13 protein-coding genes are annotated in these 14,200 nt (G+C 72.4%); 7 read left to right on the forward strand and 6 right to left on the reverse strand.

Going from position 1 to position 14,200, the window contains the following annotated elements; genetic code table 11:
- A partial coding sequence (locus VGR37_22750) for a pitrilysin family protein (GenBank protein ID HEV2150236.1) occupies positions 1–1,507 on the forward strand: 1,507 nt, incomplete at its 5' end.
- A gap of 227 nt (positions 1,508–1,734) precedes the next feature.
- Here the strand turns inward: VGR37_22750 and VGR37_22755 are convergent.
- Positions 1,735–2,940 (reverse strand): hypothetical protein, encoded by a 1,206-nt coding sequence (locus VGR37_22755; protein ID HEV2150237.1) that lies wholly within the window; start codon positions 2,938–2,940, stop codon positions 1,735–1,737.
- 119 nt (positions 2,941–3,059) lie between these two features.
- Between VGR37_22755 and VGR37_22760 the strand changes: the two genes are divergently transcribed.
- Positions 3,060–3,803 carry a hypothetical protein gene (locus tag VGR37_22760; protein HEV2150238.1) on the forward strand — a complete coding sequence of 248 codons (744 nt, stop codon included), beginning with the start codon at positions 3,060–3,062 and terminating at the stop codon, positions 3,801–3,803.
- Here the strand turns inward: VGR37_22760 and VGR37_22765 are convergent.
- The 4 genes from VGR37_22765 to VGR37_22780 form a co-directional block, all read right to left on the reverse strand.
- A complete protein-coding gene (locus VGR37_22765; protein ID HEV2150239.1) occupies positions 3,773–4,846 on the reverse strand; it encodes an LLM class flavin-dependent oxidoreductase in 1,074 nt (357 codons plus the stop codon). The genes VGR37_22760 and VGR37_22765 overlap by 31 nt on opposite strands.
- A gap of 187 nt (positions 4,847–5,033) precedes the next feature.
- Complete coding sequence (locus VGR37_22770; GenBank protein HEV2150240.1) at positions 5,034–5,246, reverse strand: hypothetical protein; 213 nt, start codon at positions 5,244–5,246, stop codon at positions 5,034–5,036.
- A gap of 26 nt (positions 5,247–5,272) precedes the next feature.
- A complete protein-coding gene (locus tag VGR37_22775; protein HEV2150241.1) occupies positions 5,273–5,599 on the reverse strand; it encodes a hypothetical protein in 327 nt (108 codons plus the stop codon).
- A gap of 99 nt (positions 5,600–5,698) precedes the next feature.
- Positions 5,699–6,178 carry an Hsp20/alpha crystallin family protein gene (locus VGR37_22780; GenBank protein ID HEV2150242.1) on the reverse strand — a complete coding sequence of 160 codons (480 nt, stop codon included), beginning with the start codon at positions 6,176–6,178 and terminating at the stop codon, positions 5,699–5,701.
- A gap of 272 nt (positions 6,179–6,450) precedes the next feature.
- Here VGR37_22780 and VGR37_22785 point away from each other — a divergent pair, with 272 nt between their 5' ends.
- Positions 6,451–7,017 (forward strand): TetR/AcrR family transcriptional regulator, encoded by a 567-nt coding sequence (locus VGR37_22785; GenBank protein ID HEV2150243.1) that lies wholly within the window; start codon positions 6,451–6,453, stop codon positions 7,015–7,017.
- Positions 7,018–7,071: 54 nt separating this feature from the next.
- Positions 7,072–8,370, forward strand: coding sequence for a nucleotide disphospho-sugar-binding domain-containing protein (locus VGR37_22790; GenBank protein ID HEV2150244.1), 1,299 nt, complete (start codon positions 7,072–7,074; stop codon positions 8,368–8,370).
- A gap of 26 nt (positions 8,371–8,396) precedes the next feature.
- On the opposite strand, the gene VGR37_22795 is transcribed toward VGR37_22790, so the two are convergent.
- Positions 8,397–9,272: an alpha/beta hydrolase gene (locus tag VGR37_22795; GenBank protein HEV2150245.1), complete on the reverse strand. Its 876-nt coding sequence runs from the start codon at positions 9,270–9,272 to the stop codon at positions 8,397–8,399.
- Between the two features lie 171 nt (positions 9,273–9,443).
- Here VGR37_22795 and VGR37_22800 point away from each other — a divergent pair, with 171 nt between their 5' ends.
- The 3 genes from VGR37_22800 to VGR37_22810 all read left to right on the forward strand — a co-directional run.
- On the forward strand, positions 9,444–11,396 hold the full coding sequence (locus tag VGR37_22800; GenBank protein ID HEV2150246.1) for an ABC-F family ATP-binding cassette domain-containing protein: 1,953 nt from the start codon (positions 9,444–9,446) through the stop codon (positions 11,394–11,396).
- A 184-nt stretch (positions 11,397–11,580) separates the two neighbouring features.
- Positions 11,581–13,008: a sodium:alanine symporter family protein gene (locus tag VGR37_22805; protein ID HEV2150247.1), complete on the forward strand. Its 1,428-nt coding sequence runs from the start codon at positions 11,581–11,583 to the stop codon at positions 13,006–13,008.
- A 36-nt stretch (positions 13,009–13,044) separates the two neighbouring features.
- On the forward strand, positions 13,045–14,200 hold a 1,156-nt coding region (locus VGR37_22810), incomplete at its 3' end, for a hypothetical protein (protein HEV2150248.1).

The following is a 14,200-nucleotide window of genomic DNA, read 5'->3' on the forward strand; positions in this document are numbered from 1 at the left end:
GAGCACGGCCGCGCCGGCCGGGCCGGCGCCTGCGAACCGGGTGGTGGGCGAGCGCCTGATCGTCAACCGGGAGCCGGAATCGCCGTTCATCGCCTTCAACGTCTGGGTGCAGTCCGGGTCGGCCCACGACCCGGCCGGGAAGGAGGGGCTCGCGGCGCTCACCGCCTCGCTGCTGGCGGGCGGATCGACCACGAGCAACTCGTACGAGGAGATCCGCTCGAAGCTCTACCCCATGGCGACCGCCTACGGGTCGAGCACCGACAAGGAGATGACCGTCTTCCGGGGGGTCGTGCACCGCGACAACCTGGATGCCTTCTACGCCCTGCTGCGGGACGCGGTCGCGGCCCCGGCCTTCCGGGAGGAGGACTTCGAGCGGGTGAAGACGCAGACCGTCAACTTCGCGGAGCGGGCGCGCCGCTTCTCGCGCGACGAGGAGCTCACCAAGGAGCTCCTCTACCGGGAAGCCTACCGCGGCACGCCGTACGAGCACCCGGTGGACGGCTACGTCCAGTCGATCCGCTCCATCACGCTCGACGACGTGCGGCAGTTCTACGACACGCACTACCGGGCGGGGAACGTGGTGGTGGCCCTGGGCGGCGGCTTCCCCGACGGCTTCGCCGAGCGGGTCCGCGGCGACTTCGATACCCTCCTCAAGCCGGGGGAGGCGCCGCGCGTGGCCCGGCCGCAGCCGAGCCGGCCCGACCGGGTGAAGGTGCTCCTCGTGGAGAAGCCGACCGACGCCTCGCCGGTGTCCATCGGCTTCCCCATCTCCGTGCTCCGCTCGGACCCGGAGTTCCCGGCCCTGATGCTCGCGAACTCCTGGCTGGGCGAGCACCGGAACTCCTTCGCGCGGCTGTACCAGCTGATCCGCGAGCAGCGGGGGATGAACTACGGGAACTACTCCTACGTCGAGGCGTTCCCGCTCGGCTACACGACCCAGCTCCCGCCGGTCAACGTGGCCCGGCGCAGCCACCTGTTCGAGGCGTGGATCCGCCCGGTCTCGATGACCGCGCCCGGCAACCTCCACGACCGGACGCTCTTCGCGACCCGGGCGGCGCTCCGGGAGATGGACCGGCTCGCGTCCGAAGGGCTCCCGGACGCGGAGGTGGCGCGGACGAAGCAGTTCCTCGGCAACTACGTGGTCAACTGGGGGAACACCATCGGACGGCGGCTGGGCTACGACGTGGACGATGCGTTCTACGGGATCCCGGACCCCGGCTTCCTGTCCAGCATCCGCCCCGCCCTGGCCTCGCTCACGCCGGAGCAGGTGAACACGGCGGTGAAGCGGCACCTGAGCCACGGGGGCGGCTACCACGTCGTCATCATCACCTCCGACGCCGAGGGGCTGAAGCGGAAGCTCCTGTCCGGGGCCGCGACCCCGATCACCTACGCGGGCGAGCGCTCGCCCGAGCTGCTGGCGGAGGACCGGGAGATCGCCTCCTACCCGATCCCGGTGCGGGCGGAGGACATCACCATCATCCCGATCGCCGAGGCGCTGGAGCGGTAGACGGGCTTGCTGAGTGGCAGGTGCGGGCCGCCGCCGGGATTCCGGTGGCGGCCCGTTTGCTTCCGCGTGGGGTCGGCGGGGGGAGGCTCCTCCGGCGGTGCGACACCCGAAGGGACTCGCCAGAGCACTCGCCCAGCCCCTCGGGCGAGACGTGATTGCGGTGAGGGCTCACACAGACGCACCGCCTGCTGAGCCTCCCCCCGCCTCCCGGGCACCCTCTCCGGTATCTACGACACTTCGTCGAAGAGGGCGAGGTGCCGGATCAGCGAGCGGCTCTCCAGGCCGCCCGCCAGGGCGCCGGTGAGGACGCCGTTGGTGCTGATGAAGGCGGCCAGGACGAACCGGTCGAGGAGCGTGACGCGCGGGTCCTCCAGGGTGGGCCAGGTGGCGATCAGCCCCGCGGGGAAGATGAAGAACTGGATGAAGAGGATGAGCAGGCCGACGAGCAGGAAGAGGCCGATCATCGCCAGCAGCATGGTAAGCAGCACCGTGACGTTGAGCGCGGCGAGGTGCTCGGTGAGGATCCGCTGCTCCTTCTGCGGGAAGAACAGGTTCTGCACCCGGAGCAGGTACCACGTCGCCGCCAGGATGCTGATCACCGCGAAGGTGGCGGCCGTCGAGGGCGGCATGTTGAGGCCGACGTCCCAGATCTCCGCCGTGAACACCAGGATGAAGACCGGCGCGACCGCCGCGGTGGCGAGGCCGGGGAGCGAGAGCGGCAGGAGGAGCGCGCGGTTGCGCCAGAGCGGGCGGAGCACCGGCCCCAGGTGGCGGGCGGCGCTCCGGAGGTGGAACGCCACGGTCGAGGCCGCGCCGTGCGCCGGCTCGGTACGCTCCGGGATCCGGGCGGCCCGCGCACGGAGGCGCGCCTCCTCGCCGGGGCTGAACCGCGGCGGCGCCCTCCCCTCCTCCTCGAAGCGGAACGGGGCCATGACGCCGCCGCCCTCCCTCCCGGGCGGGAGCCCGAGCAGGCGCCCCAGGAGGTGCAGGCCCAGCGCGGTCGCGTTGTGGCGGACCGGCTCCTCGTCCAGCCGGCGGACCGGCCTCCCCCGCGGGGAGACCAGCAGCTTGCGCGTGGAGAGCACGGCGATCCGGCTGATCTCGGAGGCGAGCCCGGGGACCACCCGCTGCTTACGCGACACGAGGCCCACGTCCGTGATCACCAGGAGCACGTCGTAGGGGCCCTCGACCATGTGCAGGCTCGCCTCGTCCAGGAAGTCCGAGGGGCGGCGCGCGTCGTCGTCCGAGAGCTGGTAGGAGTCCACCATGTCGAACACCCAGCGCGCCCCCGTCGCCCGCTCCATCTCCGGGCGGACGTCCTCCATCAGAGCGCGCGCGAAGGCCGTGAGCGCCTCGGCAGAGGCCGCGGGCGAGACGGCGAGCAGCACCCCCGCGTTCACCTCCGGCGCTCCGCCCCCGCTCGCTGGATCCATGCGTGCTCCTCCCGGATTGGCCTCCGCTCTGCCGCGGCCCACGTCCGGCCGCGGACTTGCAAGCCCCGGTCCGGCAGGCCGAGAGGCCGCCACCACGGAGCCGGTCACCGGGGAACGCCTTGACGGAGACACTGCTGAGCCTGGGCGCCGCCATCCTCCTCGCGGCGGTGCACGTCCTTTCGCGGCTGCTCCGCCGCCTCCAGGAGCTCCCGCGCAGCCGCTTCCTTTCCTTCGCGGGGGGGATGTCGCTGAGCTGGGCGGTGCTCCGGACGCTGCCGGGGCTGGGCATCGACCAGGAGGTGCTGGAGCGCGCGGCCGAGGCCGAGGGCCTCTCCTTCCTTCGTGAGCACGTGTACCTCGCCGTCCTCGCGAGCGTCCTGCTCTTCTACGGGATGGAGCGCCTGGCGAAGCGCTCCCGGCAGGTGGGGCGGGACGTCCACGGCGTGGACCGGACCTCGGCGGCGGTGTTCTGGGTGCAGACCGCGTCGTTCGCCTTCCTGAACTTCCTGATCGGCTACGCACTGGTGGGGCGGGTGGAGCGCGGGGTCGTGCCCCTCGCGCTCTTCTCGCTCGCGATGGTGCTCAAGTTCCTGGTGAACGACCACGCGCTCTTCGCCGACCACAAGGAGCTGTACGACCGTGTCGGGCGGTGGGTCCTGGTGGTGGCGGTGGCCGGCGGGTGGGTGACGGGCTACCTGACCACGCTCCCGGAGACCGGGCCCGCGCTCCTGCGGGCCTTCATCGCCGGGAGCGTCCTCTTCAACATGCTGAAGGAGGAGCTCCCCGCCGAGCGCCAGAGCCGCGCCTGGGCCTTCATCGCGGGGGCGGTGAGTTATGCCCTGCTGCTGCTCGCCGTGTCCTGAGGCGACCGGGCGCGCCCCCTCGCCGTCTCGCGCCGGACGACGGGGGCGACCCGGGTCCCGAAGAGCTCGATGGAGCGCATCACCTTCTCGTGTGGCAGGGTCCCGACGCTGAACTGGAGGAGGAAGCGCTGGTGCCCGAAGATCTCGTGCTGGAAGAGGATCTTCTCGACCACTTCCTCCGGGCTCCCCACGAAGTTCGCGCCCCGCAGCGTGCGCGACCCCTCGAACTGCTCCCGGCTCATAGGCGGCCAGCCGCGCTCCCGGCCGATGCGGTCCATGGTGGCCGCGAAGGCCGGGAACGCGTCGTCGGCGGCCTCCTGCGAGGTGGGCGCGAGGTAGCCGTGCGAGTTGATGCTGAGCGGCGGGGGCGTGTGGCCTCCCTGCCGCGCGGCCCGGCGGTGCAGCTCCGCGAAGGGCGCGAACTGCTCCGGCACGCCGCCGATGATGGCGAGCGCCAGCGGGAGCCCCAGCGCGCCCGCCCGCGCCACGGACGCGGGGGTGCCCCCCACCGCGATCCAGACGGGGAGGGGCTGCTGCACGGGGCGGGGGTAGACGGCGAGGCCGTTCAGCGGCGCCCGGTGCGTGCCCGACCAGGTGACGCGCTCGCTCTCGCGCAGCTCCAGGAGCAGCTCCAGCTTCTCCGCGAAGAGGGTGTCGTAGTCCTCCAGGTCGTAGCCGAAGAGGGGGAACGACTCGATGAACGACCCCCGGCCGGCCATGATCTCCGCGCGTCCGCCGGAGAGCAGGTCCACTGTGGCGAAGTCCTGGAAGACGCGCACCGGGTCGTCGGAGCTGAGCACCGTGACCGCGCTCGTGAGCCGGATGCGCTTCGTGCGCTCCGCTGCCGCGGCGAGCACCACTGCCGGGGCGGAGGCCACGTACTCGGGGCGGTGGTGCTCCCCGACGCCGAAGACGTCCAGCCCCACCTGGTCGGCCAGCTCGACCTCCTCCATCAGGTCGCGCAGGCGCTGCGCGGGGCTCACGGTACGGCCGGTCACGGGGTCCGGGGTCGCTTCGGCGAAGGTGTAGATGCCCAGTTCCATGGTCGCTGGCGTGAAGGCTGCGGATCGGCGCGGCTCGACCGCGATGCAGCTTCGGGGCCCGGCGGGGCGGGGAAGGGTACCCGCGGCCGGGTCGCCCCGGTCGGAGCGGGCCCAGGCGCTGCCACGCGGACGAGAATCGCCCCCGGTCCGCATGGCCGGGGGCGATTCTTGATTCCCGCAGGTGCCTTCACGCCGCCTGGTGCTTGACGTCGTCGCGGATCCGGTCCACGAACTCGTCCCACCCCTCCCCCGGCTCCTGCTGAACGGCTCCGTGGCGGTGCAGCACCCGGATGATCTCCTCCGTGCCCATCCCGAACGCCCTTTCCAGCGTCGGCAGGCTCACGCCGTCCCGGTACATCGAGCAGATCGACTGTTCCTGCGTGTCGTTCGAGTTCTGCATGCCATCCTCCTGGAGTGACTGCCAGCTCAATCGACGGGCCGCGCGACCGCCCCCGGGATCGTGACGGGGCGCCCCAGCTCGCGGAGCGCGGCCTCCCGCACGCTCCCGCCCGCGACGTACCGCACCTCCGCCCGCCCGATGTCGTCCGGGGAGGGCGGGAACGCGGCCGTGGCCGGGTCGTGCGGACGGACGAGGAGCGCCGTCGCCATCAGGGCGACCCCGATCCCCTGGAGCACGCGCGCGGCTCCCACCGGATCGGGGATCTCCCCCATCCACCGCCCCGCGTTGCGGGCGAAGAGCGGGCTCCCGAAGAACAGAAGCAGACCCAGGGAGCCCAGCGCGAGCGTTCCCACGAGCGTACTTCCCTCACGTGGCTGATCGTCATCGCGAGATGGAGGAGCCGGAGGCGTGCGCCTCCGGCTCCTCCCGCTGGGTGGCGACCCGGGTGGGAGCTACCGGTTCCCGCCGGTGTTCGCCTCGACCCGCTGCTGCCCGCCGCCGTCCTGGACCTGGATCCGGCGGCGCTTGGCCTTCTCGCTCTTGGGGATGGTGACGTTCAGCACTCCGCCCTCGAAGCGGGCCTCGATGCGCTCCTGCTCCACCTCGCGGGGCAGGACGAAGCTGCGGCTGAACTTGCCGTAGCGGCGCTCCGAGAGGTGCCAGGTGTCGCGCTCGTCGCCCTCGGTGCGCGCCTCGCGCTTCTCACCGCTGATGGTGAGGACGTTGTTCTCCATGTCGACGCTCACGTCGTCCGCCTTGATCCCCGGGAGCTCCACCACCACCCGGATCTCGTTCTCCGTCTCCACCACGTCGGCCTCCGGGATCCGGAGCATGTCGCCCATCCGTCCGCCCCGGCCCTGCATCGGGCCAAGGAAGTCCTCGAGCATCGGACGGAACAGGTCGGTGGCGGGACGATAGGGAGTGATTGCCATGGTTACCTCCTCTGTAAGCAAAGCAACTGTGACAGATCCGCGGCCCTTTCCGCGGGAGCGCGTGCCGTAAATGCAACCAGCGTACCAGTTTGCGGGCGTGCTACCCTGCCGGAACGACGCCCCGGCTTGCCGAAGCGACCGCGGGAACTGCAAGGGTGGCAGACCCGGCGAGCCACCGCTGCATGGGAGTCCGTACCGGCGCTCTTGACGCCGGCGCATTTCGCGTTATAGTTGCTAATATGAAAGGGGCCGAGGAGCGTCGTCCGTATCGGATGCAGGCGCGCGCGCGAGCCGCCGAGGAGACGCGCGTGCGGATCCTGGAAGCGACGCTCTCGCTCTCCCGGGAGCGGTTCTACGACGAGATCACGCTCCAGGAGATCGCCGGGATCGCGGGGGTCTCGCTCCAGACGGTGATCCGGCGCTTCGGCTCCAAGGAGGGGCTCCTCCGGGCGGTGGGCGAATACGTCACGCCCGCGATCGAGGCGATGCGCGTGGCCGTTCCCCCCGGCGACATCGACGGGGTGGTGCGCGCGCTGATCCCGCACTACGAGCAGGACGGCGACGCGACCACCCGCCTGCTGGCCGTGGAGGACCGGATCCCGGCCGTGAAGGAGGCGCTCCGCTACGGGAAGGAGTTCCACCGGGGCTGGATCGTACGCACCTTCGCCGGCGCGCTGCCGGAGCCGGATGCTCCGGACTACCCGCGGCGCCTGGCGCTCCTCGTGGCGGCCACCGACGTGACCACCTGGAAGCTCCTGCGCCGCGACCAGGGGCTTTCCGAGGCGGAGACCGCCCGGGCCATGCGCGAGATGCTGGAGCGCCTCACCCGGTCCGACTGATCCCCCGGCGCTTCGGCGCCCTCCCCGCTCCACCGCGTCGCCCAGGATCGTACCATGTCCCGGACCTCCGCCGCCGTCCCGCGCCGCTACCTCTTCGTTCTCTGGGAGGGCGGCGGCAACGTCCCCCCGCAGCTCACCCTCGCCCGGAAGCTCCTCCAGCGCGGGCACCGGGTGCGCGTACTGGCGGATCCGTGCATCCGGGAAGACGCGGAGGCCGCGGGGTGCACCTTCGTCCCGTTCACCCGGGCGCCCCACCGGCACGACCGCACCGTGGAGAGCGACATCATCCGGGACTGGGAGGCGAGGACCCCGCTGCAGGCGTTCGCGCGGCTCCGCGACCGGATCATGTTCGGACCCGCGCTCCGGTACGCGGAGGACGTGCTGGAGGAGCTCGGCCGGGAAGCCGCGGACGTGGTCGCCGTGGACTACACCCTCCTGGGGGCGGCCTCCGGTGCCGAGAGGGCGGGTGTGCCGGTGGCGCTGATGGTGCACACCGTCTATCAGTTCCCGTCCCCGGGGATGCCGGCGCCCGGCCCCGGCTTCCTCCCGATGGGGGGTCCCCTGGGGAGGGTGCGGGACGCGCTCTTCGGGCGGCTCTTCCTCCGGGTCTTCGCCACCGGTCTTCCGGTGCTCAACCAGGCCCGCGCCGCGCTCGGCCTGGAACCGCTCCGCGACCTGTGGCAGGCGATCGAAGGCGCGGACCGCGCCCTGGTCCTCACGAGCCGCGCCTTCGACTACGAGGCCGCGGCGCTCCCCGCCAACGTCCGCTACGTGGGACCCCAGGTGGAGGACCCCGCGTGGACCGGTCCCTGGGAATCGCCCTGGCCGTCGGACCACCCGGATCCGCTGGTGGTGGTCAGCCTGAGCACCACGCCGCAGGGGCAGGCCGGTCTCCTGCAGCGGGTGGTGGACGCCCTCGCGGGCATGCCGGTTCGGGCCCTGGTGACCACGGGGCCGGCAGTGGATCCGGAGTCCATCCGTGCCGCCGCGAACGTGGTGGTGCGTCGCTCGGCTCCGCACGCCCGCGTGTTCCGTGAGGCATCCGCGGTGGTCACGCATGCGGGCCACGGCACGGTGATCCGGGCCCTCGCCGCCGGGGTGCCGCTCCTCTGCCTCCCCATGGGCCGGGACCAGCCCGACATCGCCGCGCGGGTGGTGCACCGGGGAGCAGGGGTGCGGCTCTCGCCCCGGGCCGGCGTGCCCGCGCTCCGGAAGGCCCTCGTCAGGGTCTTGGAGGAGCCCGGGTTCCGCGAGCGGGCGGCGGCCATCTCGCGGACCATCGCCGAGGAGGTGCGGCGGGACGATGCGGTCGGGGAGCTGGAGGCACTCGCCAGCCGCTCAGCGGCTGCCTGAGCGCGTCCCCTGCGGGCCGACCGGGCTCAGGCCGCGGCGCCCGCCCGCAGCGGGCGCGCCAGCAGCCGCAGGAGGGCTTCGGCGACCGGCTCGGGCGCGTCCGCGGGCGAGAAGTGGCTCGCCTCCGCGATCCAGGTGAGCTCCGCCCCCGGGATGTCGGCGGCCAGGCGCTCGGCGTACTCCGGCTTCTGGAACGGGTCCTGGCGCCCCCACACCACGGCGGCGGGAATGGACAGCCCCGGCAGCATCGGCGCGATCTCCTCCGTGTGCCGGGAGTCCAGCGACCGCGCGTGCTCCACGAAGACGTCGAGCCCCTCCGGGGTGGAGAAGGGCTCCAGGAAGCCGTCGAGGAAGCTCTCCGCCCGCGCCTGGTCCACGAACCCGCGCCGGAGCCCCAGCTTGAGCCCCTTGGTGGTGAGCCCCGCAGGCATGTGCTCCACGACCGGCGCGGCGGCCTGGATCGCCTTCATCTCCGGGATGGGCCACGAGTCGTAGCAGACCGAGTCCACGAGCCCCAGCCGCGCCACCCGCTCCGGGTGCCGCACCGCCAGGATCTGCGCCACCCCGCCGCCGATGTCGTGGCCCACCACCGTCGCGCGGCCGATCCCGAGCGCGTCCAGCAGCTCCACCACGTACCCCGCCTGCGCGGTGATGTCCACGGGCTGCCCCCCGGGCGCGTCCGACCGGCCGTAGCCGAGCAGGTCGGGGGCGAGCACGCGGGCGCGCGCGGCGAGCCGCGGGGCCACGTCGGTCCAGAGCAGGCCGTTGGTGGGGATCCCGTGCAGCAGGAGCACGGCCTCGCTCGCGGGGTCGCCCCACTCCCGCAGGTGCAGCGAGCGTCCGCCCGCCGGCACGCGCAGGGTGCGCCCGGTGCCGCCCACTCCATCGTCCTGGATCGTCATCTTCCTTCTCCTCGGCGCTGGATGGTCGCGGTGGCGGTGCTCTTCTCTCCGCGCCGCGGGGCTCGGAAGGCCGGTCCGGCGCCACTCGACGGGGCGGCTCGGGCCGGCAAGGTCCACGCCAGGTGTCGCGGGGGAGGCGCGAAACGGGCGAGTTTTCGTTATATTCCACGGATGATCTCCGTATCCAACCTCGAAAAGGCCTTCGGCGACCGCATCCTCTTCGCCGACGCCTCGTTCCAGCTCAACCCGGGCGAGCGCTACGGCATCGTCGGCGCCAACGGGTCCGGCAAGACCACGCTCCTGGGCGTCCTCACGGGCGACGTCCCGGCCAGCGGCGGCACCGTCTCCGTCCCCAAGTCGCTCCGGCTGGGGGTGCTGCGCCAGGACCAGTTCCTCTACGAGGACCAGACGGTCCTGGGCGTGGCCCTCATGGGGAACCCGGAGCTCTGGAACGCCATGGTCGAGAAGGAGGCGCTCCTCGCCCGGGCCCACGAGCACTTCGACGCGGACCGCTTCTCCGAGCTGGAGGAGACGGTGCAGCGGCACGACGGGTACACCGCCGAGGCGCGCGCCGCCACCATCCTGGAGGGGCTGGGCCTCCCGGCGGAAGTGCACCACCAGCCGCTCTCGACCCTGTCCGGCGGCTTCAAGCTGCGGGTGCTCCTGGCGCAGGTGCTGGCGGGGAACCCCGACGTGCTGCTCCTGGACGAGCCCACGAACCACCTGGACATCCTCTCCATCCGCTGGCTGGAGAAGTTCCTCCACGACTACGAGGGCCCGGTGGCGGTGATCTCGCACGACCACCGCTTCCTGGACAACGTGTCCACGTACATCCTGGACGTGGACTACCAGACGGTCACGCTCTACCGGGGCAACTACACCTCGTTCCTGGAGCAGAAGGTGGAGGACCGGGAGCGGCGCGAGAAGGAGATCGAGGGGCGGCAGAAGGAGATCGCGCACCACCAGAAGTTCGTCGACAAGTTCAAGGCCAAGGCGAGCAAGGCGCGGCAGGCGCAGAGCAAGCTGCGGATGATCGAGCGGAAGCAGGAGGACCTGGAGGAGCTCCCCGGCAGCTCCCGCCGCTACCCCAAGTTCCGCTTCGCGCAGCGGCGCGAGAGCGGCAAGGAGGTCCTGCGCATCAAGGGGATCCGGAAGGCGTTCGGCGACAAGGAGGTGCTCCCCGGCGTGGACCTGCAGGTGAAGCGGGGCGACCGGCTGGTGATCATGGGCCCCAACGGGATCGGCAAGTCCACGCTGCTCAAGATCGTCGTGGGCGAGCTGCAGCCGGACGCGGGCGAGGTGGAGTGGGGGTACGAGACCCACCCCGGCTACTTCGCCCAGGACCACCACGAGCAGCTCGACGACTCCGACCGCACGGCGGAGGAGTGGCTCTGGGACTTCTGCCCGGGGAAGGACCGGGGCTTCGTGCGCGGGCACCTGGGGCTGATGCTCTTCTCCGGGGCCGACGGCGAGAAGCGCCTCTCCGCCCTCTCCGGCGGCGAGGCCGCGCGGCTGGTGTTCAGCCGGCTGGCGCTGGAGCAGCCCAACGTGCTGGTGCTGGACGAGCCCACCAACCACCTGGACCTGGAGTCCATCGAGGCGCTGGTGGCGGGGCTGCGGGGCTACGAGGGGACGCTGATCCTGGTGTCGCACGACCGCTGGTTCGTGGGCCAGCTCGCCACGCGCGTGCTGGAGATCAGCCCCGGGGGGATCCGCGACTACCACGGCACCTACGAGGAGTACGTCCACGCCTGCGGCGACGACCACCTGGACGCGGACACCGTGGTGCTGAAGGCGCGGCGGGAGGAGAAGAAGGCCAGGGCGCCGTCGGAGAACGGCAGGCGCCCCGCCGAGCCCGCGCCCCGGGCCGCCGTGAAGGCCGCGCCCGCTCCCGGGCGCGGCAAGATGGAGCGGCGCCGCGACGAGATCACCGGGGAGATCGAGACGGCGGAGGCCCGCATCGCCGAGATCGACCGGATCTTCGCCCGCCCCGGGTACTTCACCAGCACCGCGGCTGCCCAGGTGAAGGAGCTGCAGGACGAGCGGGTGCGGCTGCAGGCCCGGGTGGAGCGCCTGATGGAGGACTGGGAGGCGCTGGAAGGGGAGCTCGCGGCGACCGTATAAGGGCGACGGAGAGGGTGCCGCCTCCGGGCGGAGTGGGCGGGGCCACCGCGGGCGCGGTGGCCCCGCTCGTCCGTTCCGGCACCCGCCGGCTTGCGGACGCGCCTTCCCGGCGTTCTTCTACCCCGTGGACCCGCCGCGCGCGGGTCCGTCTCGCGCAGGCTGCCCCCGATCCCGGAGACCTTCCATGGAGCAGGCACCGCAGGGCTGGGTGGACGTAACGCACGAGTACCTGGGGTTCGCCAGCAACTGGGTGTGGGGGTGGCCCCTGCTGGTGCTGCTGGTGGGGACCGGCCTCTACCTGACCCTCCTCCTCCGCGGCCTGCAGTTCCGGGAGCTGGGGCACTCGCTCTGGCTGGCCTTCGTGCAGCGGCGGGAGGAGGGCGCGGAGGGGGACATCTCGCACTTCCAGGCCCTGATGACCGCGCTGGCCGCCACGGTGGGGACGGGGAACATCGCCGGGGTGGCGGCGGCCATCGCCACCGGCGGCCCCGGCGCCCTGTTCTGGATGTGGATCACCGGGCTGGTGGGGATGGCGACCAAGTACGCCGAGGCGGTGCTCTCGGTGCGCTACCGGGTGACCGACGAGCGCGGGCAGATGAGCGGCGGGCCCATGTACTACCTGTCCCGCGGGGTGGGGGGCGGGCTCGGGCGCGCGCTGGGGTTCCTGTTCGCGCTCTTCGCGGCCATCGCCGCCTTCGGGATCGGGAACATGGTGCAGTCCAACTCGGTGGCCGATGCGCTGCGAAGCTCGTTCGGCATCGACCCGGTCTGGACCGGCGTGGTGATCGCGGTGCTCGCCGGGGCGGTCATCCTGGGCGGCATCCGCTCCATCGGCCGCTTCACAGGCTTCTTCGTCCCGGTGATGATCGTCGCGTACATGCTGGGAGCGCTGGTGGTGCTGGCGGTCAACTGGCGCGGGCTGGACGACATCTTCGTCTACGTGCTCCGCGACGCCTTCAGGCCCTCGGCGGCGGTGGGTGGGTTCGCCGGGGCGACGCTGATGATGGCGATCCGGATGGGGGTGTCGCGCGGGGTCTTCTCCAACGAGTCCGGGCTGGGGACGGGCGGAATCGCCGCGGCGGCGGCGCAGACGCGCAGCCCGGTCACGCAGGCGCTGGTCTCCATGACGCAGACCTTCATCGACACCATCGTGGTCTGCTCGCTCACCGGCTTCGCCATCATCGCCACCGGCGCGTGGACGCAGGTGGACCCGGCGACGGGCGCCGCCTACATCGGGGCGCCGCTCACCGCCAAGGCGTTCAGCACCGGGCTCCCGGGCACCTGGGGCGGGGGGATCGTGGCCGTGGGGCTGGCGCTCTTCGCCTTCTCCACCATCCTGGGGTGGTCCTACTACGGCGAGAAGGCGCTGGAGTACCTGCTCGGCGTGCGCGCGGTGATCCCCTACCGCATCGCCTTCGTCCTGGCCTCCTTCGTGGGCGCCTGGGTGCTCACCCTCTCCGAGCGGGGCGGGTTCGAGGTGGTGTGGACCTTCGCCGACGTGATGAACGGGATGATGGCGTTCCCCAACCTGGTGGGGCTCCTCCTCCTTTCCGGCGTCGTCGCCGCGGAGACGCGCGCCTACGTAGCCGCCCGCGCGAGCCGGCGCGGCTGACGGGGCGAGCCCTCCGCTTCCCGTCGCGCTCCGTCCATGCCGCGCCGCGTCGTCAACCGCGCCAAGTTCCAGGTGGAGCGGCTCATGCTCCGCGGCACGCGCTACCGCCTGCTGGTGGTGGCCGCGGTCCTGGGGCTGCTCGCCCTGGTGGCGGGGCTGCTGGCGTTCGCCGCCACCGGCGCCTTCGGCACGCCGGCGGAGGCGATCTGGTGGGCCTTCCTCCGGTTGACCGACCCCGGCTACCTGGGGGACGACGAGGGAACGGTCCTGCGTGTGATCTCCACCGTCCTGACGGTGGTCGGCTTCGTGATCTTCGTCGGCGCGCTGATCGCGATCCTGACGCAGTGGCTGAACCAGACCATCCAGGAGCTGGAGGAGGGGCACACCCCCGTCTCGCTGCGCAACCACGTCGTGGTGCTGGGGTGGACCAACCGGACGGCGGCGGTGGTGCGGGAGCTGATCCTCTCCGAGGGGCGCCTGAAGCGGTTCCTGCGCAGCCACGGCACCCGCGGTCTGCGCGTCGCCATCCTCGCCGACCATGTGCGCGTCCCGCTCGTGCGGGAGATGCGGGAGCGGCTCGGCGCCCTGTGGGACGAGCGGCAGGTGGTGCTCCGCTCCGGCTCGCCGTTGCGCCAGGAGCACCTGCGCCGCGTGGACTTCGCGAACGCCGCGGCGGTGCTCCTCCCGGCCGGCGACTTCCGGCGGGGCGGCGCGGGGAGCGACACGGTAGTGATCAAGACGCTCCTCTCCATGGCGAACCACCCCGTGGCCCGCGACGGGGAGCCGCTCCCGCCGGTGGTGGCCGAGATCTTCGACGCCAGCAAGATCCACATCGCGCGGGCGGCGTACGGCGGGCCCATCGAGCTGCTCGCCAGCGACGCCATCATCAGCCGCCTGATCGCCCAGAACGTCCGCCACCGCGGGCTTTCCGGGGTCTACGGGGAGCTCCTGACGCACGCCCGCGGCAACGCGGTCTACGTCCGGCACTGCCCGGAGCTGGCGGGGGCGGCGCTGCGCGGCCTCGCCCCCCGCTTCCCGGAGGCGGTGCTCCTGGGCGCGGTGCGGCGGCACGGGGCCTCCTTCTCGCCGGTGCTGAACCCGCCCGCGGACTGGGTCCTGGAGGCGGAGGACCGGCTGGTGCTCCTGGCCCGCCGCTACGAGGAGACCGCGCCCGGCGCGGGCGCCGCGGGCG

Source organism: Longimicrobiaceae bacterium, assembly GCA_035936415.1.
GTDB lineage: Bacteria > Gemmatimonadota > Gemmatimonadetes > Longimicrobiales > Longimicrobiaceae > JAFAYN01.